The following is a 26,460-nucleotide window of genomic DNA, read 5'->3' as shown; positions in this document are numbered from 1 at the left end:
CCACTGTCATTCCGGGGCGGTTGCCCCTCGTCGTCATCACCGGCCTTGTGCCGGTGATCTCGTTGAATTGGGGCGCAGCACCTTTCCGCACCGAGATGGCCGGGACTAGCCCGGCCATGTCAGGTCAGCTAATCCTCGAATGCGTCCACCTGCACCCGCTTGCCGACCATGAAGGCGTCGGCTACGAGGCGGAAGGGGGCGTCGTCGACCTCGGAGTGGCCGATGGTCAGCAGGGCGTCGAATCGCCTGTAGATGCCCTGGTACTCGGCAGGCTCCTCCTGCACCATCAGGCGACCGCCGATCTCCAGGCAGCTGCCGCCATGGGTGAGCTTCAGGTTTAGGCCGGCTTCCGTCTCCACCTCGATGTCCCAGGTCTGCGGGCCGGTCTGGCGCCAGTCGAAGACGGCCTGGAGATCGCCCTGCCCGTGGCTCATGGAGAAGGCGAGGTTCGCGGCGATGGGCGCGTCGCGGTTCGCCGGGAATTCCAGGCTGGACGTCTTGATGAAGACCGGCTCCGGCATGATGCGGGTCACGATGGACAGCGCGTTGATGCCGGGGTCGAAGACACCGAAGCCGCCCGCCTCCCAGATCCACTGCTGGCCCGGATGCCAGTGCCGGACATCCTCCTTCCAGGTCACCAGAAGGCGTTTGATCGACCAGCCGGCAAGCGCCTTCTTGGCCTCCTCGACGGCCTTGTTGTACTGAGCGTGCCAGGAGGTGAAGACCACCTTTCCGGTCTTGGCGGCCAGCGCCTTCAGATCCTCGAGCTCGCTTAAAGTCGCGGCCGGGGGCTTTTCCAGCAGCACGCTCTTGCCGGCCAAGAGCGCCTCGCGGGCGATCTGATGCCGAACCTGCGGCGGAGTGCAGATCGACACCGCATCCAGGTCCGGCAGCTTCAGAAGCTCGCGGTAGTCCTGGAAGGTGTACTTGGCATCCTCATGGGAGAGCCCTCGGGTGCTCGACACGGCCAGGAGTTCGAAATCCGGGTTTGCCTTGATCACCGGCAGATGCTGATCCTGCGCGATCTTGCCGAGGCCGATGATGCCGATCCGATGCACTGCCATGATAGGGCTCCTTCCATCCAGGGCTTTAGCAAAAGCCTTCCCTCAGGCGGAAGGGGTCTCGTCCGCCCGTCCCCGGAAACCGGTGGCCATCACATAGAGTTCCGCCGAGTCGGCCCGGCTTGCTGCCGGCTTCACGTGGCGCACCACGGCGAAGTCGCGCTTGAGATCGGCCAGAAGCTGGTTCTCGGTGCCACCCTGGAACACCTTGGCGATAAAGGCGCCGCCGGGGGCCAGGATCTCGCGGGCGAAGTAGATCGCGGCCTCGGCGAGGCCGATGATCCGCAGGTGATCGGTCTTCTTGTGGCCGGTTGTGTTGGCCGCCATGTCGGACATCACCACGTCGGCGGGACCGCCCAGCATGTCGATCAGCCTGCCGGGGGCGCTCTCGTCCAGGAAGTCGAGCTCGATGAACTCGACGCCGGGCATGGGATCGATGGGCAGAAGATCGATGCCCACCACCTTGCCCTTAGGGCCGACCACCTTGGCGGCGATCTGCGACCAGCCGCCGGGTGCGGCGCCGAGATCGACCACCCGCTGACCGGGCTTCAGGACGCGGTACTTCTCATCGATCTCCAAAAGCTTGTAGGCTGCGCGCGAGCGGTAGCCCTCGCGCTTGGCGCGGGCGACATAAGGATCGTTGAGCTGGCGCTCCAGCCATTTCTGGGAAGAGAGGGTCCGCTTGTTGGCGGTCTTCACGCGCTGCTTAAGATTGCGGACACCCGAACCGGACTTTGCACTCACCGTGGGCTGCCCCCTCGCCACACAGAATCCTCTCGCATCATGTTCATCAATATTCCTTCGCGCAGTCCGCGATCTGCGATGCGCAGGCGCTCCGACGGGAAGGCCCGCCGGATCGCTTCCAAAATGGCGCAGCCGGCCAGAACCAGATCGGCCCGTTCCTTGCCGATGCATGGGTTCTCGGCCCGCTGCCTGAAATCGGAATGCAGCAGGTTCTGCATCACCGTCGAGATCTCGCCGTTGCGCATCCACATCCCGTCGACCCGGCGCCGGTCGTAGCGCGCCAGTCCCAAGTGAATGCCGCCGACCGTGGTGACGGTTCCCGAGGTTCCGAGCAGGTGGAAGTTGTGGGCGCGTCCGGCTTGCGCCGCCACGAGGGCGAAGTCCATGAGAAGCTCGGATACCTCCTCGACCATGCCCTCGAACGTCTCGGGCGTGACATCGATCCCGCCATGTCGTTCGGCGAGGGTCACCACGCCGACGGGCAGCGAATCCCACGCCCGGATCCGCTTGCACGGATCCGCGAAAGCATGCGGTGCCCGGCCGTCCAGCCAGGCGATCTCCGTGGAGCCGCCGCCGATGTCGAACACGATGACGGATTGCGCCTTGGGATCGACGAGGGACGCGCAGCCGGTGACGGCGAGATACGCCTCCGTCTTGCGGTCGACGATCTCGAGGTCGAGGTCGAGTTCCTCGCGCACCCGCTCGATGAAGGCGGGACCGTTCTCGGCGAGCCGGCACGCTTCGGTGGCCACGAGCCGCGCGCGCCTCACGTCCTTCGCGGCCATCTTCTCGCGGCACACCCGCAGCGCATCGAGGGTGCGATCTATCGCCCCGTCGCTGAGACGGTTGCCGAGGCCGAGCCCCTCGCCCAGTCGCACGATGCGCGAGAATGCGTCCACGACCCGGAAACCGAAATGCGCAGGTTCCGCAATGAGAAGGCGGCAATTGTTCGTGCCGAGATCGAGCGCGGCATAGCTTCTCGAATGGCGCCGCCGCGCCTCCATCCTGGCCGTCGGCGCAGGGCAGTCAGCCGCCCAGGAGGCGCCGTTGGAAGAGCCGTTGAGCGGCTCGGCCAGTCGGTCACCTTCTGCTGTCACGTCCGCTTTGACGGTCAAAACTCAAGTCCCCGCGGCACCCGGTTCGCGTGCCTGTTTGACCAAGAGAGTAACCATCGCCCCATGGTCCTGCCAAGGGTGCCCCCCGGAGTTTATGGTTTTGCCTCCAAGGAGGTACTAGAGGGTCAAGCCTCGGAAACGCTCCGTCAGCGTACTTAAAACATCCGCGCTCACATTGGCGATGGCGACTCTCAGATGCCGTTCCTGACCGGGACCGAAATAGCTTCCGGGCAGGCACAGGACGCCCCGTTCGGTCGCGATCCTCTCCGCGACCTGCTGCGCGGTCGCCTCGGGAAACGGGTGGCGCAGATACGCGAAATAGGCGCCGACCGACTCGATCGTCCATTCCGGCAGCGGCTTGAGCGCATCCTGAAAAACCTGTGCACGGCGGTTGATCTCGGCCCGGTTGCTCTCGCGCCAGTCGCGCAAGCCGTCGATGGCCCAGGGCAGCGCGCCCTGAGCGGTGCGCGGGGCGCAGATCTGGATGCAGTCGAGAATCTTGGCGATCTGCCCGACGAGTTTGATGTCCGCCGTGATCGCGCCCGTGCGATGGCCGGGGATCGCGTAGGATTTCGAGAACGAATAGAGCTGGATGACCGTGTCGCGCCAGTCCTCGCGGCTGAAGAGCCCATGAGCGCGGTTCATGCCTTGCGGCAGAAAATCCCGGTAAGTCTCGTCGATCACGAGATAAATGCCGCGCCTGGCGCATAGCTGGGCGAAGCTCTCGATCACATGGGCCGGGTAGACGGCGCCGGTCGGATTGTTGGGCGTGACGAGGACGATGGCCCTGACCTTCCCGTCGATCAGCGCCTCCGCATCCTCGATGCGCGGCACGAATCCGTTCTCCGCCCGGCAGGGCAGCGGGCGCGGTTCGATGCCGAGCATGTCCAGGCTCATCTGGTGATTGAAGTACCAGGGGGTGGGCAGGAGCACCGCCTCATTGCGATGGGCGAGCAGCATCATGGCGGCAAAGAACGCCATGTTGCAGCCCGCGGTCACCGCAATGTCCTCCGGGGCGATCAGGCCTTCGTAGGTGCGGGACATCTCGGCCGCATAGGCTTCCTTAAGCGGCGCATCGCCGTTGATCGGGCCGTATTGCGAGCCTGTGGGTGAGCCGGCGATGGCCGCCATCCGCTCCAGGAGTTCCGGATGGGGCGCATTGCCCGGCACCGCCTGGGAGAGGTTGATCAGCGGCCCGTACGACCCGTCATAGCGTCTGGTCCAGGCCTGCGCCTCCGGGATCGGCGGGCTACCGACATCGGCGACGAGAGGGTTGATGGGATGGGCAGGACCGCTGGTCATGGAACCGCTCGACTCCGCAGAATGAGAAAGGGCAGGACGCCCGGCGAGCCTTCACCGAAACCTCCTGCCCTGCAAGGTGTGTTTGGACTCGCGGGACGTCATGGCCGGCCTTGTGCCGGCCATCCCTATCCTGAAAGGCGCCGTGCTCTTCCAGTCGAGATCACCGGCACAAGGCCGGTGATGACAAGAATGAGAGAACGAAGCTCAGTCCTTCGCGCGCTCCACATAGGAGCCGTCTTCCGTCATGATCACCACGCGGGTGCCGGCCTGGATGTGGGGCGGCACGAGGGTGCGCACGCCGTTCGACAGCATGGCGGGCTTGTAGGACGAGGAGGCCGTCTGGCCCTTCACCACCGGCTCGGTCTCGGTGATCTCGAGGGTGATGCGGGCCGGCAGCTCGATGGCGATCGCGATGCCGTTGTGGATGGAGAGCATCACGGCCATGCCTTCCTGAAGGTAGGCCTTCTGGTCGCCGATGATGTCCTCCGGCACGACCACCTGATCGTAGGTCTCCGGGTTCATGAAATGATAGCCCTCGCCATCCTGATAGAGGAAGGTGTGCTCCCGGTCCTCGACGAAGGCGCGCTCGACCTGCTCGGTGGTGCGGTAGCGCTCGGAGACCTTCACGCCGTCGGAGATGCGGCGCATGTCGAGCTGGGTGACCGGCGTGCCCTTGCCGGGGTGGATGTTCTGGGCGGTGAGAACCACATAGAGCCTGCCGTCCATATCGACGACGTTGCCTTTGCGGAGCGTAGAGGCGATGACCTTCACGGGAGGCTTTCCTTGTGACAGATAGAGGCGCGTCGTGAGGGTCGGGTCGCCCGAGCCCCAGTGGCACCGAAAACGCTTTCGGTGCCGCAAGTAGCCTATCTTGGCGCAAATCGCCAGTCCGACCTCGCGGAACTCTTTGGAATGGATAAGCCTGTCGCCGCTCCCTCCCCCTGGTGGAGACCCCACGTCCACACGGATCGCCGCCCCTTCCTCCTGGGCCGCAACCGCATCCAGGCGGCCCTGCGCGGCTTCTTTGCGGAACGGGACTTCGTGGAGGTCGACACCGCCACGCTTCAGACATCGCCCGGCAACGAGGCGCATCTCCATGCCTTCGTGACGGAGGCCATCGGCCTCGACGGGTCCAGGGTGCCCCTATACCTGCACACATCGCCGGAATTCGCCTGCAAGAAGCTGCTGGCCGCAGGCGAGCCCCGGATCGCGTGCTTCGCCCATGTCTATCGCAACCGGGAGCGGGGTCCCCTGCACCACCCGGAATTCACCATGGTCGAGTGGTACCGGGCCGGCGAGAACTACGAGACGCTGATGAGGGATTGCGGGGAGATCCTGGCCTTGGCGGCCGAGTCGGCCGGCACCCGCACCCTCACCTATCGCGGCCGCGAGACCGATCCGTTCCTGGAGCCGGAGCGCCTGAGCGTGGCGGAAGCCTTCGAGCGCTTCGCCGGGATCGACCTCCTCGCCTCCATCGACCGAAAAGGCGGGACCGGCCGGGATCGGCTCGCCGCGAGCCTGAGGACCGCAGGCCTTCGCGTGGCGGAGGACGACACCTGGGCCGATCTCTTCAGCCGCGTCATCGTGGAGCGGGTCGAACCCAATCTCGGCCTCGGGCGCGCCACGATCCTGGACGAATACCCGGTCGCGGAAGCGGCACTCGCCCGACCGACCGCCCGCGACCCGCGGGTGGCCGAGCGGTTCGAGCTCTATGCCTGCGGGGTGGAACTCGCCAATGCGTTCGGCGAGCTGACGGACGCGGCCGAGCAGCGCCGCCGCTTCGAAGGAGAGATGGCGGAGAAGATGCGGGTCTATGGAGAACGCTACCCGGTGGACGAGGACTTCCTGACGGCTCTCGCCCACATGCCGGAGGCCAGCGGCATCGCGCTCGGCTTCGACCGGCTGGCGATGCTCGCCACAGGCGCCTCCCGGATCGATCAGGTGCTCTGGGCGCCTGTGCCGGAGACAGGCCGGTGAATGCCCTGCGCCCTCTCCGGACCCCGGCCGAGCTGGTCGAAGCCGGTCTGGTCCCGCCCAAGGAACTGCCCGGGATCGAGGCGGTGGCCGAGCGCTACGCCATCGCCATCAGCCCCGCCATGGCCGGCCTGATCGACCCGAGCGATCTGAACGACCCCATCGCCCGCCAGTTCGTGCCGGATGCGTCGGAGCTCGTGACCACAGCCGAGGAGCGGGACGATCCCATCGGCGATCTGGCGCACAGCCCGGTCGAGGGCATCGTCCACCGCTACCCCGACCGGGTGCTGCTCAAGGCCGTGCATGTCTGCCCGGTCTATTGCCGCTTCTGCTTCCGCCGCGAGATGGTGGGGCCGCAGGGGCTCGGCACTTTGTCACCGGAGGCCATGGACAAGTCCTTTGCCTATATCGCCGCACATCCGGAGATCTGGGAGGTGATCCTCACCGGCGGCGACCCGCTGGTGCTCTCCCCGCGGCGCCTCGCCGAGATCATGCAGCGGTTGTCCGCCATCGATCACGTCAAGATCGTCCGCTTCCACACCCGGGTGCCGGTGGTGGAGCCGGAGCGGGTGGATGAAGCCTTGATCGCGGCCCTGAAGGCGAGCGGCAAGACGGCCTACGTGGCGCTTCACGCCAATCACCCGCGGGAGCTGACTGCGGATGCACGCGCCGCCTGCGCCCGGCTGGTGGATTCAGGCATCGTGATGATCAGCCAGTCGGTGCTCCTGAGGGGGGTCAACGACGATCCCGACACGCTGGCCGACCTGATGCGCGCCTTCGTGGAGACGCGGGTCAAGCCCTACTATCTCCACCACCCCGATCTCGCTCCGGGCACGAGCCACTTCCGCCTCTCCATCGAGGAGGGCCGCACCCTTGTGGCGGGCCTACGAGGGAGGATCTCGGGCCTGTGCCAGCCGACCTACATCCTCGACATTCCAGGCGGGCATGGGAAGGCCGTGATCGGACCGGATGCCATTCGGGAGAATGGAGGCTGCCACACGGTTTTAGACTTCAGAGGTGGCGAGCACGTCTATCCTCCCTCGGAGTGATGGAGCTGACCGCATCCTGAGATAAGATCACCTCAGGAAACGCTCTGGATGGGAGCCGGACGATGACGGGAGATCCGGGTGAGACTGTTCGGCGCGAAGAGCCGCAGCGCATCGACTCCACGTTCCGCAACGGCTCGGTCACGGCTATCGGCGTCGTTGTCGGTTTCTCTCTGGGGTTCCTGAGCCGCTGGTCGGCTCTTCCTGGAGAATGGATGCACACCGATCTGGTCTCGGTTGCCCTGATCACCCTTGGCCTTGCTCTTCAGGTCAAGTCCCTGGCCAATCTGCTGCTGGTCTCGTCCCTAGAGCTCAAGCGCTACAACCGCTCGATCCGCTTCTTTCTGATTGGCCTTGTCCTCGTGGGTCTTGGCGTCGTGTTTGCCGTCTTTGCCGATCTTCTCGGCTTCGGTGGAATTGTTCTTCAGGGCTGATCCAAGGTCAGTCGAAGGCCGGCTTGCCGCTGCGGCCCTTCTTGATCTCGGCGCGCCTTCCCTTCGACTCAAGCCTGCGCTTCTTGGAAGCGAGCGTCGGCCGCGTCGGTCGGCGCGGCTTGGGCCGCTCGGTGGCCTGGCGGACCAGCTCCACGAGGCGCTCCACCGCATCCTCCCGGTTTCGCTCCTGCGAACGGAAGCGCTGCGCCGTGATGATCAGCACGCCGTCGTTGGTCATGCGACTGCCGGCGATCCGCTCCAGCTTTTCCTTTACGTAATCCGGCAGTGAGGGCGAGTTGCGCACGTCGAAGCGCAGCTGGACGGCGGTCTCCACCTTGTTGACGTTCTGCCCGCCCGGGCCGGAGGCGCGGATGAAGCTTTCCTGGAGTTCCGCTTCGTCGAGCGCGATGGAGTTCGTGACCTGGATCATGGGGCCTCTGGCGGAGCGCGAACAAAGACAAGTGGAGTATCGGGACCGGATTCCAATGCAAGCTTATCCGGTGCTTGTCGAGCGTATCGGCAGGCTTTAAGCCCCTCATGCACCCTGCATTTGCCGGATTGCCCGCTCCCACCCGCTCCGGATTCCCATGTCCGCCGTCCTCGCCAGCCTGATCCCGACCTTCCTGATCATCGCCACCGGCTGGCTGTGCCGGGCCACCGGCTTCGTGGGCGAGCAGCAATGGTCCGGGCTGGAGCGCGTCACCTACGTGATCTTCTTCCCGGCGCTAATCATCGATACCCTGTCGCGGGCGGACCTGTCCTCCGTGCCGGTCCTTGGCGTCGGCGGCGCGCTGGTCGGCGCGATCCTCACCATGGCGGTGATCGTGCTGGCCCTGCGTCCTCTCCTCGAGCGCCATTTCGGCATCGACGGCCCCAGCTTCACCTCGATCTTCCAGGGTGCGACGCGCTGGAACACCTTCGTGGGTCTTGCGGTCGCCGGCAGCCTGTTCGGCCAGCGGGGCATTGCACTCATCGCCGTGGCCATAGCCGCCATGGTGCCGCTCCTCAACCTGCTCGCCTTCTACGTCTTCATCCGCTTTGCCGGCCAGCCGCGCTGGAGCCCCTGGGACATCCTGCGCTCCTTCGTGACCAACCCGTTCATCTGGTCCTGCGCGGTGGGGCTTGCCCTCAACCTGCTGGCGCCTCCCCTGCCGAAGCCGCTCGCGGCCTATATCGAACTCATCGGCCGGGCGGCGCTCGCGGCAGGTCTCCTGATCGTCGGCGCCGGCCTCGACATCCGCCGCCTCGCCCGACCGGGCCTGCCCCACGCCCTGTCAGCGTGCCTCAAGCTCGTGCTCATGCCGGTCATGGCCGGAGCCCTCGCAGGCCTCATGGGCGTTTCCGGCAGCGACATGACGGTGACCATCATCGCCGCCTCCGTGCCTTCCGCCAGTGCGGCTTACGTGCTCGCGCGCCAGATGGGAGGCAATGCCGGGCTCATGGCCGAGATCCTGACGCTGCAGACCCTGCTCGCCATGCTCACCATGCCGGTGCTCATCTCCCTTCTGGGTTGATGGACAAGCGATCTTTTGCAATTACAAGTATAATGATACGACTTGTCTTATTAGCGGTTGTGCTGCTAAATATGAGAATTGCAACAGTGAGACAGCCCCATTCCTCATGACCAAAGCCTTGCGCCCCTCCGGTAAAGACCCGTCCGCTAAAGACCTGCCGGAGGCAGAGGACGGCGAGCGCATCGGCAGCAGGATGAGTCCGGAGGAGACGGCCCAGTATGTGGCCGAGTTCTCGGCGGAACTGTCCTATCTCGCCCGCAAGGCCAATCTCGACCTCCTGGCCTACCTGCTCGACATGGCGCGGCTGGAGGCCATCCGAACGGTGCAGGCCGGCGACAAGGGCGGCTAGGACCTGAGCAGCGACACCGCGTTGCCGCCGTGACGCTCGAGCCGACCGGCTATCTCGAGCTCCAGCAGGGCCGTCTGAACCGAGCGGATCGACAGGCCGGATTGTCGGACGAGATCGTCGATCGCGACCGGCGACGGACCAAGGAACGTGATCAGATCGGCCTGTTCCTCTTCCGCCTCTTCCTCGATCCCGGCATCGGGCATGATGGGCCGAACCGGAGCGCGGGCGATCTCCGGCAGATCGAGCTCGTCCCAGAGCTCTTCCGAACCGAGGGTATGATGGGGCTCCTCGACGGTCCGGTCGAGGCGCGGCCCCGAGGCGAGCAGCGGCTCCAGAACGCTCGTCACATGCTCGACGCCTGCGCAGAGGGTCGCGCCGTCGCGGATGAGGTCGTTGGTGCCTTCGGCACGGGGATCGAGGGGCGAGCCCGGAACGGCGAAGACCTCGCGGCCCTGCTCCAAGGCGAAGCGGGCCGTGATCAGCGAGCCAGAACGGCGGGCGGCCTCCACCACCACGACCCCGTAGGACAGGCCGGACACGATGCGGTTGCGGCGGGGGAAGTCGCGTCCGCGCGGCTCCCAGCCCATGGGCATTTCGGAGATCACCGCACCGCCCTGATCGAGGATCGCCTGCAGCAGCGGCTCGTTCTGGGCCGGATAGACCCGGTCGTGTCCGCCGGCCAGCACCGCGACGGTGCCGGTGTCCAGGGCCGCCTTGTGCGCCCTCGTGTCGATGCCCCGCGCCAGCCCCGATACGACCACGTAGCCGGCCTCGCCCAGCTGGCGCGCGAGGCGCTCGGCAAAGGTCAGGCCCGACGCGGAGGCGTTGCGCGAGCCGACGATGGCAACGGATGGCTTGGCCAGCACCGCAGCGCTGCCGCGCAGCCCGATCATAGGCGGCGCGGTATCGACGGCCTGGAGGGTCTTCGGGTAATCCGGCTCGCCCATGGCGATGAAGCGCACGCCGAGACGGGAGGCGGCAGCCATTTCCTTCTCGGCCTCGGCCCGGCTATACACCTTGAGCATCAGGCGCCCACCGCGACGGGCGAGATCCGGCAGGGCGTCGAGGGCTGCCGCGGCCCCGCCATACTTGTTGATCAGCGCGCGGAAGGTGCGCGGGCCTACGTTCTCCGAGCGGATGAGGCGAAGCCAGTCGAGACGCTGCTCATCCGTCAGGATCATGGGCCTATCCCTTCTGGCCGATCTTGCCTTCGGTCCCGGCAAGAAGGCGGCTGATGTTCTGGCCATGCTTCCACCACAGGAGAGCCACGAGCACCACGGCGATCCCGGCCATGCCGGGCTCGCCCAAGAGCCACAGGATGATCGGCGTCGCCGCACTGGCAACCAGGGCCGAGAGCGAGGAATACTTGGACGCGAAGGCGACCCCGAGCCAGATCAGGCAGAAGATCACAGCCGCCAGGGGCTTGAGGCCGATCAGCACGCCGATGAAGGTGGCGACGCCCTTGCCGCCCTTGAAGCCGAGCCAGACCGGGAAGAGGTGGCCGAGGAAGGCACCCAGGGCGGCCAGCATGGCGAACTGAGGGCCCCATTGCGCGGCAATGAGCACGGCGGCCGTGCCCTTCAGGGCGTCGGCCAGGAGCGTGGCAGCCGCGAGGCCCTTTCGGCCCGTGCGCAGGACGTTCGTGGCCCCGATATTGCCGGATCCGATCTTCCGCACATCGCCCAAGCCGGCCATGCGGGTGAAAATCAGGCCGAACGGGATCGAGCCCAGGAGATAGCCGAAAAGCAGAGCCGCCAGCAGGTACAAGAGATTGGCCTCGTCAGACATTCACTTCTCGTTACATCGTTTCGCGTTGAAAAACCACCCGGCCGGCCACCATCGTGATGGTCACCTGGCCATCGAGGCGCGCTTCATCGAAGGGCGAGTTCTTGGACAGGGACTTGAGCCGGCGCTTGTCGAGCACATAAGGGGCCTCCGGATCGAACACGATCAGGTCGGCCGGGGCGCCGACCGCCAGCCGCCCGCCCGGCAACCCCAAGATTTCGGCGGGTTTCGTCGACAGGGCCCTCAGCAGCCGCGGCAGGGTAATGCGTTCCGAATGCACGAGGCGCAGAGCCGCCGACAGCAGGGTCTCGAGCCCCACCGCCCCGTCGGCTGCCTCCGCGAAGGGCAGGCGCTTGTTCTCAACATCCTGTGGATTGTGGTCCGAGACGATCACGTCGATGGTGCCGTCCGCCAGCGCCTCGATCATCGCCTGCCGGTCGTCCTCGTGGCGGAGCGGCGGTGAGAGCTTCAGGAAGGTGCGGTAGTCGCCGATGTCGTTCTCGTTGAGCGCCAGATGGTTGATGGAGACCCCGCAGGTGACGGGCAGCCCCCTCGCCTTCGCGTCCCGCACGATCTCGGCCGAGTCTTCGCAGGAGATCATCGCCGCGTGGTAGCGCCCGCCCGTGAGGCGCACGAGGCGGATGTCGCGCTCCAGCATCACCGTCTCGGCCTCGCGCGGGACGCCGGGCAGCCCGAGCCGCGAGGCGAACTCGCCCTCGTTCATCACGCCCTGCCCGACAAGGTCCGGGTCCTCTACGTGATGGATGATGAGCGCGTCGAAATCGCGGGCGTAGGTGAGCGCCCGGCGCATCACCTGGGCGTTCGTGACGGACCGCGCCCCGTCGGTGAAGGCGATGGCGCCGGCTTCCTTCAGGCGGCCGATCTCCGCCATCTCCAGTCCCTGCAATCCCTTCGTGAGGGCCGCCGCCGGGCAGATGTTGACCATGGAGGTGTCGCGGGCGCGGCGCACGATGAAATCGATGACCGCCGGATCGTCGAGAACCGGACTTGTGTCCGGCATCGACACGACGGTGGTGACGCCGCCGGCGGCGGCCGCCTCGCCGGCACTCTTCAGGGTCTCGCGGTAAGGGCCGCCCGGCTCGCCGATGAAGGCGCGCATGTCGACGAGGCCGGGTGCCAGCACCTGGTCGTTGCAATCGATCACCTGCGCGTCTTCGGCGACGGCGACCTGCGGACCAACGGCCTGAATGACGCCGTCGCGCACCAACACGCTCCCGCGCTCCTCGCGGTCGCTGGCGGGGTCGATGAGGCGGGCGTTCTTGAAGAGGATGGGTTGGTTGCTCATGACGCCTCTCACCGGTTCGGCAGATGGCTCGCCAGAGCCTCCAGCACCGCCATGCGCACGGCGACGCCCATCTCGACCTGCTCGCGGATGAGCGACTGCGCCCCGTCCGCCACGTCGGACGAGATCTCCACGCCCCGGTTCATGGGGCCGGGATGCATCACGAGGGCATCGGGCTTGGCGAAGTTGAGCTTTTCCTGATCCAGCCCGTAGAAGCGGAAATACTCCTTCACGGAGGGCACGAAGGAGCCGTTCATGCGCTCGCGCTGCAGGCGCAGCATCATGACGATGTCGGCGTCCCTCAAGCCCTCCTTCATGCTGGTGAAGGTCTCGAAGCCGAGGCGCGCGATGCCCGGGGGCAACAGGGTCGAGGGCGCCACGAGGCGCACCCGTGCGCCCATGGCGGCGAGCAGGATCATGTTGGAGCGCGCCACCCGTGAATGCAGGATGTCGCCGCAGATCGCCACCGTGAGGCCTTCGATGCGGCCCTTGTTGCGGCGGATGGTGAGCGCGTCGAGAAGCGCCTGGGTCGGGTGCTCGTGCGCGCCGTCGCCGGCATTGACCACCGAGCAGTCGACCTTCTGCGCGAGCAGATGCACCGCCCCGGCCGCATGATGGCGCACGACGATGATGTCCGGCCGCATGGCGTTCAGCGTCACGGCCGTGTCGATCAGGGTCTCGCCCTTCTTCACCGAGGAGGAGCCGACCTGCATGTTCATCACGTCGGCGCCGAGCCGCTTGCCGGCGATCTCGAAGGAGGATTGGGTGCGGGTCGAGGCTTCGAAGAAGAGGTTGATCTGGGTCCGGCCCCTGAGGGTCGTCTTCCGCTTCTCGACCTGCCGGCTCACCTCGACCTGTTCGTCGGCGAGGTCGAGCAGCGCCTGAATGTCCAAATGAGACAGCCCCTCGATGCCGAGGAGATGCCGGTGGGGGAAAACGGATCGGGGGGCGTCTGTCATCTTAAAGCGATGGCTATAGGCGCTCCGGGAAACGGCGGCAAGCAGGCTCTCTTCGCGGGAGGCCGCCTCGCGCTAGAATATACAAGGATATTATCGCGAGGGCTGGTGGCATGCTCCCTTTCGAAACCCATGACGTCCTCAACCAGACGCCGCCCTTCGGGGACGTCAACCTCGTGGCGAGCAACCAGCCCCTGCTCGATGCGCTCAGGGCGAACGGCGTCGATCCGGAAGCGGAAGGCCTCCTGGCCTTCGGTGCCGCCTGGGGCTCGGCGGAGCGGCTCGATCTCGGGCGCCTCGCCAACGAGAACCCGCCGCGGCTGCGCACCCATGATGCAAGAGGCTACCGGATCGATGCGGTCGAGTTCCACCCGGCCTATCACGCGCTCATGCGCGCCAGCATGGAGGACGGGCTCCACGCCTCCGCCTGGGACGAGCCGGCGTCGAGACGCGCCCATGTGGCGCGGGCCGCACGGATCCACACGGCGGCGGGGGTCGAGAGCGGCCATGTCTGCCCGATCACCATGACCCATGCCTCTGTGGCAGCCCTCGCCGCCGCCCCGAACCGGCTGTCCGAGTGGCTGCCGAAGATCCGCTCGCGGGCCTACGATTCCCGCTTCATCCCGTTCTGGGAGAAGAGCGCCGTGACCCTCGGCATGGGAATGACCGAGAAGCAGGGCGGGACGGATGTCCGCGTCAACACCACCCGGGCCGACCCGAAGGCCGGGGACGCATACGCCCTGACCGGCCACAAGTGGTTCATGTCGGCGCCCATGTGCGATGCCTTCCTGGTGCTGGCTCAGGCGCCCGGCGGGCTCACCTGCTTCCTCGTTCCGCGCTTCCGGCCAGACGGCACCCTCAATGCCCTTCGCCTTCAGCGCCTGAAGGACAAGCTCGGCAACCGCTCGAACGCCTCTTCAGAGGTCGAGTTCCACGAGGCCTTCGCCTGGCCGATCGGCGAGGAAGGACGCGGGATCCGCACCATCATCGATATGGTGCAGCTGACCCGCCTCGACTGCGCGGTGGCATCCGCCGGCCTCGTCCGGATGGGGCTGGCGCTGGCCATGCATCATGCCCGGCATCGCAGCGTGTTCCAGAAGAAGCTCATCGACCACCCCGCCATGCGGATGGTGCTGGCGGACCTTGCCCTTGAGAGCGAGGCCATGACCGCCCTCGCCCTGCGGGCCGCGCACAGCTTCGACCTCCAGGGGACGGACGACCCCGAGGCCGCCTATGCCCGCGTCGTCACGCCCGCGGCCAAGTTCGGCATCTGCAAGGCGGCGCCGCGCCTTCTCTACGAGGCCATGGAATGCCTCGGCGGCAACGGCTATGTGGAGGAGAGCGCCCTGCCCCGGCTCTACCGTGAGGCTCCGGTCAACGCGATCTGGGAGGGTTCGGGCAACGTGATCGCCCTGGACATCCTGCGGGCGGAGACCCGCGAGCCGGAGGCTGCCACCGCCGTGCTGGAACGCCTAATGGCCGATATCCGGGACCTTCCGGGGGCCTCCCATGCTGCGCGGGATCTCATCATGGCACTCCATTCCCCGGAGGCCGAGGCCAGAGCCCGTTTCATCGCCGAGCGGCTGTTCGTCCTGGCTGCCACGGCCGCGCTGGCACGCTCCGCACCCCCTGCCATCGCCGAGACCTATGCCCTCACCCGCCTCGCTGCCCCGTCCCGGATGATCGGCGCCAACGATCTCGGGCCAGCCGTGAATCCCTTGCTGGAGAGAGCATTCGTGGCCATATGAGCACCGTGCGGACAGGTCCGATTTGACTTGTCCGCGTTCATCACCCACTTATCGCGCCCTGCGGCGGTCAGCCTCTGGCCGCCGTCTGTCGTCTTGGCAGGAGGGCACCGGTCCGCTGCCGCTTTTAGGAAGTCCGTTCATGAAAGTCCTCGTCGTCGAGTCGCCTGCCAAGGCCAAGACGATCAACAAGTATCTCGGCAAGGAGTACGAGGTCCTGGCCTCCTTCGGGCATATCCGCGATCTGCCCGCCAAGGACGGCTCGGTCGACCCGGATGCCGATTTCCGCATGATCTGGACGCTCGAGGACAGGGGCTCGAAGCGGGTTTCCGATATCGCCAAGGCGATCAAGGGCGCCGAGAAGCTGATCCTGGCCACCGACCCGGACCGCGAGGGCGAGGCGATCTCCTGGCACGTGCTGGAGGCCCTGCGCGAGAAGCGCGTGCTGAAGGACCTGCCGGTGGAGCGCGTGACCTTCAACGCCATCACCAAGGATGCCGTGCAGACGGCGCTCCGCAACCCGCGCCAGATCGACCAGGCCCTGGTCGATGCCTATCTCGCCCGCCGGGCTCTCGACTACCTTGTCGGCTTCACCCTCTCGCCGGTTCTGTGGCGCAAGCTCCCCGGAGCCCGCTCGGCCGGACGCGTGCAGTCGGTGGCGCTTCGCCTTGTCTGCGACCGCGAGCTCGAAATCGAGACCTTCAAGCCTCGGGAATACTGGTCGCTGATCGCGACGCTCGCCACCAAGGACGGCGGCGTGTTCGATGCACGCCTCGTGGGAGCCGACGGCAAGAAGATCCAGCGCCTCGACATCGGCAACGGCCGGGACGCCGAGGCCTTCAAGAAGGACTTGGAGCTGGCCACCTTCTCGGTGGCCAACATCGAGGCCAAACCCGCCAAGCGCCACCCCTACCCGCCCTTCACCACCTCGACCCTGCAGCAGGAGGCCTCGCGCAAGCTGGGGCTGGCTCCGGCCCAGACCATGCGCATCGCGCAACGCCTTTATGAAGGTGTGGACATCGGCGGCGAGACGGTGGGCCTCATCACCTATATGCGAACGGACGGCGTCGACATGGCGCCGGAAGCCGTGCAGGCCGCCCGCCGGGTGATCGGCAAGGAATACGGCGACCGCTACGTGCCCGGCGCGCCGCGCAAGTACACGACCAAGGCCAAGAACGCCCAGGAAGCGCACGAGGCCGTGCGCCCGACGGATATGGGCCGCCTGCCGAAGCAGGTCGCGAAGTATCTGGAGCCTGAGCAGGCCCGGCTTTATGACCTGATCTGGACCCGCACCATCGCCAGCCAGATGGAATCGGCCGAGCTGGAGCGCACCACCGCCGACATCACGGCCCAGGTGGGACCGCGCAAGCTCGACATGCGTGCTACCGGCCAGGTGATCAAGTTCGACGGCTTCCTGACGCTCTACAACGAGAGCAAGGATGACGAGGCGGACGAGGACGAGGGCCGCCTGCCGCCGATGAAGGCGGGCGACCCGTTGGAGCGGCGCCGCATCGCTGCCACCCAGCACTTCACCGAGCCGCCGCCGCGCTATTCGGAAGCCTCGCTGGTCAAGCGCATGGAGGAGCTCGGTATCGGCCGCCCCTCGACCTATGCCGCCGTGCTCCAGACCCTGCGCGACCGCGAATACGTCAAGATCGAGAAGAAGCGCCTTGTCCCTGAGGATAAGGGCCGCATCGTAACGGCCTTCTTGGAGAGCTTCTTCCGCCGCTACGTGGAATACGATTTCACCGCGGACCTGGAGGAGCAGCTCGACCGGGTCTCGAACAACGAGATCGACTGGAAGCAGGTGATGCGCGAGTTCTGGGACCACTTCTCGGCCGCCATCGGCGAGACCAAGGAGCTGCGCACCACGGAAGTGCTCGACGCCCTGAACGAACTCCTCGGCCCGCACATCTTCCCGGACAAGGGAGACGGCTCCAACCCGCGCACATGCCCGACCTGCGGCACGGGCCAGCTGTCGCTCAAGCTCGGCAAGTTCGGCTCCTTCATCGGCTGCTCCAATTACCCAGAGTGCAAATTCACCCGCCAGCTTGCCGCCACGGGCGTCGACGGCGACGGCGAGGGCTCGTCCGAGAACGGCGGCCAGCCTGGCGTGAAGGTGCTGGGCCAGGACCCGGAGACGGGCCTGGAGGTCACCTTGCGCGATGGCCGCTTCGGCCCCTTCGTCCAGCTCGGCGAAGGTGAAAAGCCCAAGCGCTCCTCCCTGCCCAAGGGGCTGACGCCGGCCCAGGTCGATCTGGAAAAAGCCCTCAAGCTCTTGGCACTGCCGCGTCAGGTGGCGACGCATCCGGAATCGGGCGAGCCGATCCTGGCGAGCATCGGCCGCTATGGGCCGTACGTTCAGCACGGCAAGACCTACGCCAACCTGGGCGCGGGCGACGACGTGCTGGAGATCGGCGCGAACCGGGCCATCGACCTGATCGTCACCAAGGAGAGCGGCGGAGGCGGCGCCCGTCGCGGCGCGGCCGACCCCGGACGTCCCCTGGGTGAGGATCCGGAATCGGGCAAGCCCATCGTGGTGAAGGCCGGACGCTTCGGACCCTACGTGACGGACGGCGAGACCAACGCCACCCTGCCTCGGACAATGGCTGCGGAGGCGGTGACGCTGGTCGATGCAGTCGAGCTCCTGAAGGCGCGCCGGACAGCCGGTCCGTCGAAGAAGCCAGCCCGCGGCCGCAAGGCGCCGGCCAGGAAAGCGGCCTCGAAAGCGCCCGCTGCGAAGAAGACGGCGGCCAAGACCGCCGCCAAGAAGAGCCCGGCCAAAAAGGCGGCTCCGAAGAAGGCCGCCGCCAAGACGGCCGCAAAGAAGACTGCCAAGGCGGGCTGAGTGCAATGGATCAATGGCTGTTCTGGCTCATGGAGGAACACGGCGATCAGGTCGAGATCATGCTCCGCCTCTGCGGAGCGACCATCGCCGGGATGGTGATCGGCATCAACCGGGACATCCACAACAAACCCATCGGGATGCGGACGCTTGGCTTGGTGGCGCTCGGCTCCGCCATCGTGATCCTGTCTGGATCGGTCTATGAGGGACTTCACTTCGCCCAGGATGCGGTGAGCCGCGTCGTGCAGGGCATCCTGACCGGGCTGGGCTTTCTGGGTGCAGGCTCGATCCTGCGAGCCAAGGACGGGACGGAGGTTCAGGGGCTGACGACGGCCTCCACCGTCTGGATTGCGGCCGCCCTGGGAATAACGGCCGGATTGGGGGCGTGGTTCATCACCGTCGCGGGCACTCTCGTCACCCTGTTCCTGCTGACCTATGGAACGCGGCTCGAACGAAAGCTCATCCGGGTCTTCGGCGGCAGTAAAAGCGTTCGCGACAGCGATTTAGAGGACTAGGCTGAGCCCCAGAACGGCCACGGCCGCCATGCCGAGCCAAACGAGGCTCGCGCTGAATGAACGCGGCGCGGCCGGAATGTTGTCGGGCTCGTCGAAGGCGAAGGCTTCGCCCGCGTTGCGCGCAGCGCGGTCGAGGTGAAGCTTCTGAGCCGGTGCCAAAGTTGTCCGCGTCGTCACGCCTAAATCTCCCGTCAAGCTCATGCTTAACCATTCAACGTGAATGGAATTTAAACAGTTCCGGATGACGGGCGTAAGACAGCCTTTAGGGGGAGTTCGTTGGTAACCTTTACAGGCTAGCCTCACCGGCACTTTTAGAGCCTACGAACCAAAATCAGCTTCACGTTTCCGTTTTGTTCTCGTATAAAAACGGGATGAGAAATAGTGTAAAGAAGCGCGAATCATCATCCCGGACGAAGGTCCCAATGACAGACAACGACGATCTCTTCGGGGGCGCCGCGGCCAAGCGCGCCGCGCCTGCCACGGCCCGCAACGCCGCCGTCAAGGTCTCCCGCCAGGCGCCCCCACAGGGCACGCCGGGAGAGGCCGGCTATGACGCGTCGGCCATCGAGGTGCTGGAGGGGCTGGAGCCCGTCCGCCGCCGGCCGGGCATGTATATCGGCGGCACGGACGAGAAGGCCCTGCACCACCTCTTCGCCGAGGTGATCGACAACTCCATGGACGAGGCGGTCGCCGGCCACGCCACCTTCATCGAGGTGGAGGTGGAGGAAGGCGGCTGGCTGTCGGTCACCGACAACGGGCGCGGCATCCCGGTGGATCCGCACCCCAAGTTCCCGAAGAAGTCGGCCCTCGAAGTGATCATGACCACCCTGCACGCGGGCGGCAAGTTCGACTCGAAGGTCTACGAGACCTCGGGCGGCCTGCATGGCGTCGGCGTGTCGGTGGTGAACGCCCTGTCCGAGATCCTCGAGGTCGAGGTCGCCCGCGGCCAGACCCTGTACCGGCAGATCTTCTCCCGGGGCATTCCGCAGGGGAAGATCGAGACCGTAGGCCGCGTGCTCAACCGGCGCGGCACCAAGGTGCGCTTCAAGCCCGACTGGCAGATCTTCGGCAAGGAGGCTCATTTTCAGCCCCGCCGCCTGTTCAAGATGGCCCGCTCCAAGGCCTATCTGTTCGGCGGCGTCGAGATCCGCTGGAAATGCGCCCCGTCGCTGGTCGAGGGTGTGGCCAACGTTCCGGCCGAAGCGACCTTCAAGTTCCCCAACGGCCTGAAGGACTACCTGCTCCACGACATCGAGGGCAAGGAACTGGTCACGGACCAGATCTTCTCCGGCAAGATCACCCGGCCCGGCAGCCACGGGTCGCTCGAATGGGCGGTCGCCTGGATGACGAACGAGGACGGGTTCTCGACCTCGTACTGCAACACCGTGCCCACCCCTGAGGGCGGCACGCACGAGAACGGCCTGCGCATCGCCCTGCTGCGCGGCCTGCGCGAGCACGCCGAGCGCGTGAACCAGGCCAAGCGCATGGCGGCGGTGACCACCGACGACGTAATGGCCACCTGCGCGTCCATGCTCTCCGTCTTCATCCGCGAGCCGGAATTCCAGGGCCAGACCAAGGACAAGCTGGCGACGGTGGAGGCCGGCCGCATCGTCGAGAATTCGATCCGCGACACCTTCGACCACTGGCTTGCCGCCTCGCCGCAGCAGGCCAACAAGCTGCTCGACTGGGTGATCGACCGGGCCGAGGAGCGCCTGCGCCGCCGCCAGGAGAAGGAGGTCGCCCGCAAGACGGCGACCCGCAAGCTGCGCCTGCCCGGCAAGCTCGCCGACTGCTCCAATGCCGGCGCCAAGGGCTCCGAGCTCTTTCTGGTCGAGGGCGACTCGGCCGGCGGCTCCGCCAAGCAGGCCCGCGACCGCGCCAGTCAGGCGGTTCTGCCGCTGCGCGGAAAGATCCTGAACGTGGCGTCGGCCGGAAAGGACAAGCTGCACCAGAACCAGCAGATCTCCGACCTCGTCCAGGCGCTCGGCTGCGGCCACGGCTCCCAGTTCCGCGAGGTGGATCTGCGCTACGAGAAGGTCATCATCATGACCGACGCGGACGTGGACGGCGCTCACATCGCCACCCTGCTGATTACGTTCTTCTACCGGCAGATGCCGAAGCTCATCGATAATGGGCACCTGTACCTGGCGGTCCCGCCGCTGTACCGGCTGACGCAGGGGTCAAAGTCGGCTTATGCCCGGGATGAGGCCGACCGGGAGCGCCTCATGAAAACGGTGTTCAAGGGCAACGGCAAGGTCGAGGTCAGCCGCTTCAAGGGTCTCGGCGAGATGCTGCCGGGGCAACTCAAGGAAACCACCATGGACCCGAAGAAGCGCCTGCTTCTGAAGGTGGTGGTGGCGGACGACGAGAGGCCCGAAGCCAGCGATGCCGTGGAGCGCCTGATGGGCAACAAGCCAGAGGCCCGCTTCGCCTTCATCCAGGAGCGCGCCGCCTTCGCCGACGAGGCGGATCTGGATATCTGAGCACTGCACCCATAGAGTCCCGGCCCGAAACCGTCAGCAGAAGGCACGACGATGGGCTGGGACTTTTCGGATGAGCCTGCGGCGTGTCAGGCATGGGGGGCACATTGAAGCAAAGCATTGCCCATATCGCGCTCGTGGTTCGCGACTACGACGAAGCCATCGACTTCTACGTCAACAAGCTGCGGTTCGAACTCGTCGAGGATACCTACCAGCCGGAGCAGGACAAACGCTGGGTGATCGTCCGCCCTCCAGGCGACGGCACGACGTCATTGCTGCTGGCGCGGGCGTCCTCCCCCCATCAGGAGAGCTTCATCGGGAATCAGGCCGGCGGCCGCGTGTTCCTGTTCCTCCAGACGGATGACTTCGAGCGGGATTACGCCGCTATGATCGAGGCGGGAATCAGATTTGTTCGGGAGCCGAAGCAGGCCTCCTACGGCACCGTCGCGGTGTTCGAGGACCTGTATGGCAACCTCTGGGACTTGGTTCAGTTCACGGGTGGCCAGGGGTGACGGTGCGTCCGACAGGAAGAACTCTCAGTGTCACTCCCGGCCGGAGTGTGTGAGTGGAGGGGAAGGGAATCCACTCAGGCACTCAACGTTATGGATCCCCTTCGCTCCCTACGCTCGCCGGGATGACACGCGTCCCGTCATCACCGGCCTCGTGCCGGTGATCCCGATCAGAGGAGCGCAGCGCATTTCCGAATCGGGATGGCCGGGACAAGCCCGGCCATGACGGTAAATTTAGAGACCTCAAAACTTTTCCAAAAAAGTTGGAACCATCCTCTAGCCAGCACGTTGTACAAGCTCACCGGCTCAATCTGCCCCCACGGGCCGGTCCCTCAAGGCTCCCCATCGGGAGCCTTATTTTTTGTCCGAGCCGCGCTTCACCCCCGGCATGGATCTTCCTGGCGCTTCCATGCGTCATGACAATGACGGCCGCCCGGCTAGCCGCGTCCAAGCTTGCATGCCACAAGACCCAATCAACCTGGTGAGCTCCTCCCTTGGCCAAACGTAACGATACCCCGACCAGCCTGCCCTCCCGCGACGATGTCATGTCCTTCATCACCCAAGCCCAGGGCAAGGTGGGCAAGCGGGAGATCGCCCAGCACTTCAACATCAAGGGCAACGACCGCATCTGGCTGAAGCAGATCCTCAAGGATCTGGAAATCGAGGGTATTGTCGACCGCCGGGGCAAGACCGTCCACAAGGCCGGTCAGCTGCCGCCGGTCGTGATGGCCGACATCACCAGGCGTGACCGCGATGGCGAGCTGATTGCGGTTCCGACCGAGTGGGACGAGGAGGAGCACGGCTCGATTCCCACGATCATCATCGTGGCGCCGCGCAAGCCGCGCCCCGGCATGCCGGTGGCCGGCGTCGGCGACCGGGCGCTCCTGCGGGTCGAGCCGCTCCGCCCTGGCGATATCCACCGCTATTCCGGCCGCGTGACCAAGATCATCGCCAAGAAGCAGGCCCAGGTGCTCGGCATCTTCCGGAGCCTGCCCGACGGCGGCGGACGGCTGATCCCCGTCGACAAGAAGTCGCGCGATCAGGAACTGCAGATCAGGCCCGGCGACGAAGGCGAGGCCCAGGACGGCGACCTCATTGCCGTCTCGATCATCAAGCACGGCCGCTTCGGCCTGCCGACCGCGAAGGTGAAGGAGCGCCTCGGCTCCGTGAAATCCGAGAAGGCCGTGAGCCTCATCGCGATCTTCGCCCACAACATTCCTAACGAGTTCCCGAAGGCGGTGCTGGACGAAGCCGCAACTGCTAAGCCCGCCACCCTGGACGGCCGCGACGATTGGCGCGACCTGCCCCTCGTGACCATCGACCCGCCGGACGCCAAGGACCACGACGACGCCGTCCATGCGGTGCCGGACGACGACCCGAACAATGCCGGCGGCTTCATCGTCACGGTCGCGATCGCCGACGTGTCCGCCTATGTGCGCCCCGGCTCCGCCATGGACCGGGAGGCGCAGGAGCGCGGCAACTCGGTCTATTTCCCGGACCGGGTCGTGCCCATGCTGCCGGAGCGCATCTCCAACGATCTCTGCTCCCTGAGGCCGCGGGAGGACCGCCCGGCGCTCGCCGTGCGCATGGTGATCGGCCCGGACGGACGAAAACTTCGCCACAGCTTTCACCGGGTGATGATGAGCTCTGCCGAAAAGCTCTCCTACAGCCAAGCTCAAGCCGCCATCGACGGCCGCCCGGACGAGGTCACGACGCCGATCCGCGACACGATCCTTAAGCCCCTCTGGGCCGCCTACGAGCTCGTGAAAAAAGCCCGCGACATTCGCGAGCCGCTCTTCCTCGACCTGCCCGAACGCAAGATCGTGCTGAAACCCGACGGCACCGTGGACCGGGTCTTCGTGCCGGAGCGGCTGGAGGCACACCGGCTGATCGAGGAGTTCATGATCCTCGCCAATGTGGCGGCCGCGGAGGCTCTGGAGCAGGCGCAGTCCGAACTGATCTACCGGGTCCACGATGAGCCTTCCCTGGAGAAGATGCGCTCCTTGAGCGAGGTGCTGGCCTCCATCGGCCTCAAGATCCCCGGACAGGGGCCGATCAGGCCGGAATTGTTCAACCGCATCCTGCGCAGCGTCGACGGCTCCGAGCACCAGCTCTTCATCAACGAGGTGGTGCTGCGCTCCCAGTCGCAGGCCGAATACGCGGCGGAGAATTACGGCCATTTCGGCCTCAATCTGAAGCGCTACGCCCACTTCACCTCCCCCATCCGGCGCTACGCGGATCTCATCGTGCACCGGGCGCTCGTCTCGGCCCTGAAGTTCGGCAAGGACGGCCTGTCCGAGGGCACCACCCGGGCGGAGCTGATCGAGATCAGCGCCAAGATCTCGGCGGCCGAGCGACGGGCCATGGCGGCGGAGCGTGAGACAATCGACCGCCTGATCGCGCACTTCCTGGCCGACCGGATCGGGGCCACATTCCATGGGCAGATCTCGGGCGTGTCGAAGGCGGGGCTCTTCATCAAGCTGAGCGAGACCGGCGCGGACGGCTTCGTCCCGGCGGCCACCATCGGCAACGACTACTACCGCTACGACGAGACCACCCACTCGATGCGCGGCGAGGATACCGGCGAGACCTACCGCCTCGGCGACAAGGTGGAGGTGAAGCTGGTGGAGGCGGCGCCCGTGGCGGGCGCGCTTCGGTTCGAGCTGCTCACCAAGGGCCGCTTCACGGCCAAGACCGGCGGCGGCAGGAAGGGCGGCAAGCGGCCGGCGCGCCGGGCCAAGGCGGCTGAAGCCTCCGCCCGCTCCCCGACGAGGGTGAAGGTCAAGCGGCGCGGGCGCGCCTGACGGAAAGGACGAGGGATGTCTTTGACGATCAAGAGTGCGGCGGCCAGCACCACGGACGACGTGAAGGTCATTCCCGCCATGCGGCGCGGCTTCATGAACCATTGCCCGGCCTGCAACCGCGGCCGCCTCTTCGGGCGCTTCCTGAAGGTCGTCGATCATTGCGAATCCTGCGGGACGGAGTTTCACCACCACCGCGCAGACGACCTGCCGCCCTATCTTGTGATCTTCATCGTCAGTCATCTCATCGGCTACGGGATCCTGATGGCCGAAACCAGGCTTGAGGTGCCCATGTGGGTGCATCTGGCCACATGGCCGGCACTCACCGTCATCCTGTGCCTTGCGTTGCTTCAGCCGGTGAAAGGCGCTGTCGTGGGGCTGCAATACGCGCTAGGTATGCATGGCTTCGGCGCAGCCCGGGCCAAGCAGGAAGCCGACGAGGACAATGCAAGTGACGGATATCGAAACCCTGGCGAAGATGGATCGCCTCGTTTCCGCTGAGACCAACCCCAAGACCCCCGTCCTCCGCCCCGTCGACGCCGCGACCCTCATCATCATCGACCGCAAGCCGAAGACCCCGAAGGTGCTCATGGGCAAGCGCCATGCGGGGCTCAAGTTCATGCCGGGCAAGTTCGTGTTTCCGGGAGGCCGCATCGAGGCCGGCGACCGCTCCATGTCCGTGACAGGCGCTCTCCACCCCCGCGCCGAGCAGGCTCTCATGGCCAGGGTGACGCGTCCCTCTGCCCAGAGGTGCCGGGCCCTGGCGCTCGCGTCCATCCGGGAAACCTTCGAGGAGACGGGCCTCCTGCTCGGCACCAAGGAATACGGCAGCCCGGAACGCGCGCCGGCCGGCACCGCCTGGACGGCTTTTCAGGAGCGGGGCGTCCATCCGGACCTCGAAGCCCTGCACTTCATCGGGCGGGCCATCACTCCGCCGAAGCGCGTCAGGCGCTTCGACACCCGATTCTTCGCCGTGGACCGCACCGCCATCGCTGACGAGGTCGAGGGCGTCATCGGGCCGGATGCCGAGCTTGTGGAACTGGCCTGGGTGACGATCGATCAGGCTAAGGCCCTGGACCTGCCGCCCATCACCACGGTGATCCTGGGCGAGCTGGAAGCCCGCATCGCCGCCGGATTCGCCCCCCGGCTCCCGGTCCCGTTCTTCCACCAGCAGCGCGGCCGTTTCGTGAGAGAAGAACTATAAGGCCTTTAGGAGCGGGAATCCCGCCCCGTTCCGCCCTTCTCCCTTGACGGGCTCCCGATAATCGGGCATGGGAACCGCACGATTTTCCGGCCGGGTTCGCCCGGCCTTTGCGTTTCGGCGAAGCCTTCAGGCGAACCGAGCGACTGAACCGAACAAGAGGTCCGACCATGGCCAAAGCCGCAACGATCAAAGTGAAGCTCGTCTCCACCGCCGACACGGGCTATTTCTACGTGACGAAGAAGAACTCGCGCACGATGACCGAGAAGCTCAACTTGAAGAAGTACGACCCGGTCGCGAAGAAGCACGTAGAGTTCAAGGAAGCCAAGATCAAGTAATCGGCTTCCATCCAAGCTTCAGACTATTCAGAAGGCCGCCTCCTTAGCGAGGCGGCCTTTTCTTTTGGGTGCAGAAGGCGAGCGAGCCCGAGCGCTCGAGAGGGCAGACCCGCTGCGAGGAAGGAAGCAGCGGGTTCAGGGCATGGCCGGCATGGACTGTCTCGCATCCCTCATGGAGGGGGTGGCGGCTGCTGACGCCCCAGCTCGCGCTCGACCCGCCTCAAGGCCAGCAGCAGGTTGATCTGATCGTCGGGGATCGGCTGCCCCTCGATCTCCGCGAAGACAGCCTGGAGGTGAGCTCCAATGTGCTCCCGTGCGTCCGGGTCGAGCCGCGGACGCATGACCTTCTGATCCGGATTTCCCTCTGTACTCATTGGGCTCCCTGTTGCACTCGCCCCTACGGCACCTGCCGCAAGCCTTTTAGTATTGTCTTAAGATCATGT

General features: G+C 66.0%; 26 protein-coding genes. 14 read left to right on the top strand and 12 right to left on the bottom strand.

Annotated features, from left to right (window positions below):
- Positions 1 to 128: 128 nt before the first annotated feature.
- The 5 genes from AC0QTX_RS03755 to efp all read right to left on the bottom strand — a co-directional run bounded on the left by AC0QTX_RS03755 (position 129) and on the right by efp (position 4,993).
- A complete protein-coding gene (locus AC0QTX_RS03755) occupies positions 129 to 1,064 on the bottom strand; it encodes a Gfo/Idh/MocA family protein (protein WP_474602485.1) in 936 nt (311 codons plus the stop codon).
- 42 nt (positions 1,065 to 1,106) lie between these two features.
- Positions 1,107 to 1,805: an RlmE family RNA methyltransferase gene (locus tag AC0QTX_RS03750; protein ID WP_474602484.1), complete on the bottom strand. Its 699-nt coding sequence runs from the start codon at positions 1,803 to 1,805 to the stop codon at positions 1,107 to 1,109.
- Positions 1,802 to 2,809, bottom strand: coding sequence for a Ppx/GppA phosphatase family protein (locus tag AC0QTX_RS03745; RefSeq protein WP_474602690.1), 1,008 nt, complete (start codon positions 2,807 to 2,809; stop codon positions 1,802 to 1,804). Before AC0QTX_RS03745 ends, AC0QTX_RS03750 begins: the two co-directional genes overlap by 4 nt.
- Positions 2,810 to 3,037: 228 nt before the next feature.
- Positions 3,038 to 4,222 carry an aminotransferase gene (locus AC0QTX_RS03740; RefSeq protein ID WP_474602483.1) on the bottom strand — a complete coding sequence of 395 codons (1,185 nt, stop codon included), beginning with the start codon at positions 4,220 to 4,222 and terminating at the stop codon, positions 3,038 to 3,040.
- Between the two features lie 204 nt (positions 4,223 to 4,426).
- A complete protein-coding gene (gene efp / locus AC0QTX_RS03735; RefSeq protein WP_474602689.1) occupies positions 4,427 to 4,993 on the bottom strand; it encodes an elongation factor P in 567 nt (188 codons plus the stop codon).
- 141 nt (positions 4,994 to 5,134) lie between these two features.
- On the opposite strand from efp, the gene epmA reads away from it, so the two are divergent.
- The 3 genes from epmA (at position 5,135) to AC0QTX_RS03720 (ending at position 7,676) form a co-directional block, all read left to right on the top strand.
- Positions 5,135 to 6,199, top strand: coding sequence for an EF-P lysine aminoacylase EpmA (gene epmA / locus AC0QTX_RS03730; protein ID WP_474602482.1), 1,065 nt, complete (start codon positions 5,135 to 5,137; stop codon positions 6,197 to 6,199).
- Entirely contained in the window at positions 6,196 to 7,245 is a 1,050-nt protein-coding gene (locus AC0QTX_RS03725; RefSeq protein WP_474602481.1) for a lysine-2,3-aminomutase-like protein, read from the top strand. The genes epmA and AC0QTX_RS03725 overlap by 4 nt, the downstream gene beginning before the upstream one ends.
- Before the next feature lie 62 nt (positions 7,246 to 7,307).
- Positions 7,308 to 7,676, top strand: coding sequence for a hypothetical protein (locus tag AC0QTX_RS03720; RefSeq protein WP_474602480.1), 369 nt, complete (start codon positions 7,308 to 7,310; stop codon positions 7,674 to 7,676).
- Between the two features lie 7 nt (positions 7,677 to 7,683).
- Here the strand turns inward: AC0QTX_RS03720 and arfB are convergent, their stop codons facing one another.
- Positions 7,684 to 8,106 (bottom strand): alternative ribosome rescue aminoacyl-tRNA hydrolase ArfB, encoded by a 423-nt coding sequence (gene arfB / locus AC0QTX_RS03715; RefSeq protein ID WP_474602479.1) that lies wholly within the window; start codon positions 8,104 to 8,106, stop codon positions 7,684 to 7,686.
- Between the two features lie 157 nt (positions 8,107 to 8,263).
- Between arfB and AC0QTX_RS03710 the strand changes: the two genes are divergently transcribed.
- Both AC0QTX_RS03710 and AC0QTX_RS03705 read left to right on the top strand, forming a co-directional pair.
- Positions 8,264 to 9,190: an AEC family transporter gene (locus AC0QTX_RS03710; RefSeq protein ID WP_474602478.1), complete on the top strand. Its 927-nt coding sequence runs from the start codon at positions 8,264 to 8,266 to the stop codon at positions 9,188 to 9,190.
- 106 nt (positions 9,191 to 9,296) lie between these two features.
- The gene (locus AC0QTX_RS03705) at positions 9,297 to 9,539 is read left to right on the top strand and encodes a hypothetical protein (RefSeq protein ID WP_474602477.1); all 243 of its coding nucleotides are present in this window, start codon (positions 9,297 to 9,299) and stop codon (positions 9,537 to 9,539) included.
- Here the strand turns inward: AC0QTX_RS03705 and dprA are convergent.
- Genes dprA through AC0QTX_RS03685 form a run of 4 tightly spaced genes read right to left on the bottom strand, consistent with a single transcriptional unit; the run spans position 9,536 to position 13,586 of the window.
- Complete coding sequence (dprA, locus tag AC0QTX_RS03700) at positions 9,536 to 10,720, bottom strand: DNA-processing protein DprA (protein ID WP_474602476.1); 1,185 nt, start codon at positions 10,718 to 10,720, stop codon at positions 9,536 to 9,538. The genes AC0QTX_RS03705 and dprA overlap by 4 nt on opposite strands.
- Before the next feature lie 4 nt (positions 10,721 to 10,724).
- The gene (gene plsY / locus AC0QTX_RS03695) at positions 10,725 to 11,327 is read right to left on the bottom strand and encodes a glycerol-3-phosphate 1-O-acyltransferase PlsY (protein ID WP_474602475.1); all 603 of its coding nucleotides are present in this window, start codon (positions 11,325 to 11,327) and stop codon (positions 10,725 to 10,727) included.
- A gap of 10 nt (positions 11,328 to 11,337) precedes the next feature.
- Positions 11,338 to 12,630 carry a dihydroorotase gene (locus AC0QTX_RS03690; RefSeq protein ID WP_474602474.1) on the bottom strand — a complete coding sequence of 431 codons (1,293 nt, stop codon included), beginning with the start codon at positions 12,628 to 12,630 and terminating at the stop codon, positions 11,338 to 11,340.
- A gap of 8 nt (positions 12,631 to 12,638) precedes the next feature.
- Positions 12,639 to 13,586: an aspartate carbamoyltransferase catalytic subunit gene (locus tag AC0QTX_RS03685; protein WP_474602473.1), complete on the bottom strand. Its 948-nt coding sequence runs from the start codon at positions 13,584 to 13,586 to the stop codon at positions 12,639 to 12,641.
- Positions 13,587 to 13,696: 110 nt separating this feature from the next.
- Here AC0QTX_RS03685 and AC0QTX_RS03680 point away from each other — a divergent pair, with 110 nt between their 5' ends.
- The 3 genes from AC0QTX_RS03680 (at position 13,697) to AC0QTX_RS03670 (ending at position 18,688) form a co-directional block, all read left to right on the top strand.
- Positions 13,697 to 15,331 carry an isovaleryl-CoA dehydrogenase gene (locus AC0QTX_RS03680; RefSeq protein ID WP_474602472.1) on the top strand — a complete coding sequence of 545 codons (1,635 nt, stop codon included), beginning with the start codon at positions 13,697 to 13,699 and terminating at the stop codon, positions 15,329 to 15,331.
- 139 nt (positions 15,332 to 15,470) lie between these two features.
- Positions 15,471 to 18,176 (top strand): type I DNA topoisomerase, encoded by a 2,706-nt coding sequence (topA, locus tag AC0QTX_RS03675; protein ID WP_474602471.1) that lies wholly within the window; start codon positions 15,471 to 15,473, stop codon positions 18,174 to 18,176.
- A gap of 5 nt (positions 18,177 to 18,181) precedes the next feature.
- Positions 18,182 to 18,688 (top strand): MgtC/SapB family protein, encoded by a 507-nt coding sequence (locus AC0QTX_RS03670; RefSeq protein ID WP_474602470.1) that lies wholly within the window; start codon positions 18,182 to 18,184, stop codon positions 18,686 to 18,688.
- Here the strand turns inward: AC0QTX_RS03670 and AC0QTX_RS03665 are convergent.
- The gene (locus AC0QTX_RS03665; RefSeq protein ID WP_474602469.1) at positions 18,677 to 18,865 is read right to left on the bottom strand and encodes a hypothetical protein; all 189 of its coding nucleotides are present in this window, start codon (positions 18,863 to 18,865) and stop codon (positions 18,677 to 18,679) included. The two genes, AC0QTX_RS03670 and AC0QTX_RS03665, sit on opposite strands and share 12 nt — an antisense overlap.
- A 245-nt stretch (positions 18,866 to 19,110) precedes the next feature.
- Between AC0QTX_RS03665 and parE the strand changes: the two genes are divergently transcribed.
- The 6 genes from parE to rpmG all read left to right on the top strand — a co-directional run bounded on the left by parE (position 19,111) and on the right by rpmG (position 26,017).
- Complete coding sequence (gene parE, locus AC0QTX_RS03660) at positions 19,111 to 21,171, top strand: DNA topoisomerase IV subunit B (protein ID WP_474602468.1); 2,061 nt, start codon at positions 19,111 to 19,113, stop codon at positions 21,169 to 21,171.
- Between the two features lie 104 nt (positions 21,172 to 21,275).
- Positions 21,276 to 21,680 (top strand): VOC family protein, encoded by a 405-nt coding sequence (locus AC0QTX_RS03655; protein WP_474602467.1) that lies wholly within the window; start codon positions 21,276 to 21,278, stop codon positions 21,678 to 21,680.
- 542 nt (positions 21,681 to 22,222) lie between these two features.
- Positions 22,223 to 24,481, top strand: coding sequence for a ribonuclease R (gene rnr, locus AC0QTX_RS03650; RefSeq protein ID WP_474602688.1), 2,259 nt, complete (start codon positions 22,223 to 22,225; stop codon positions 24,479 to 24,481).
- A 15-nt stretch (positions 24,482 to 24,496) separates the two neighbouring features.
- Positions 24,497 to 24,979 carry a DUF983 domain-containing protein gene (locus tag AC0QTX_RS03645; protein WP_474602466.1) on the top strand — a complete coding sequence of 161 codons (483 nt, stop codon included), beginning with the start codon at positions 24,497 to 24,499 and terminating at the stop codon, positions 24,977 to 24,979.
- A complete protein-coding gene (locus tag AC0QTX_RS03640; RefSeq protein WP_474602687.1) occupies positions 24,957 to 25,682 on the top strand; it encodes an NUDIX hydrolase in 726 nt (241 codons plus the stop codon). Before AC0QTX_RS03645 ends, AC0QTX_RS03640 begins: the two co-directional genes overlap by 23 nt.
- Positions 25,683 to 25,849: 167 nt before the next feature.
- Entirely contained in the window at positions 25,850 to 26,017 is a 168-nt protein-coding gene (gene rpmG / locus AC0QTX_RS03635; RefSeq protein ID WP_009491004.1) for a 50S ribosomal protein L33, read from the top strand.
- Positions 26,018 to 26,187: 170 nt separating this feature from the next.
- Here rpmG and AC0QTX_RS03630 read toward each other — a convergent pair whose 3' ends face one another.
- A complete protein-coding gene (locus AC0QTX_RS03630; RefSeq protein WP_474602465.1) occupies positions 26,188 to 26,391 on the bottom strand; it encodes a hypothetical protein in 204 nt (67 codons plus the stop codon).
- Between the last annotated feature and the right edge of the window lie 69 nt (positions 26,392 to 26,460).

Source organism: Microvirga sp. jy35 (assembly GCF_056148915.1).
The sequence above is the reverse complement of the archived record's forward strand: the minus strand, read 5'-3'. Positions and strand labels throughout refer to the sequence as shown.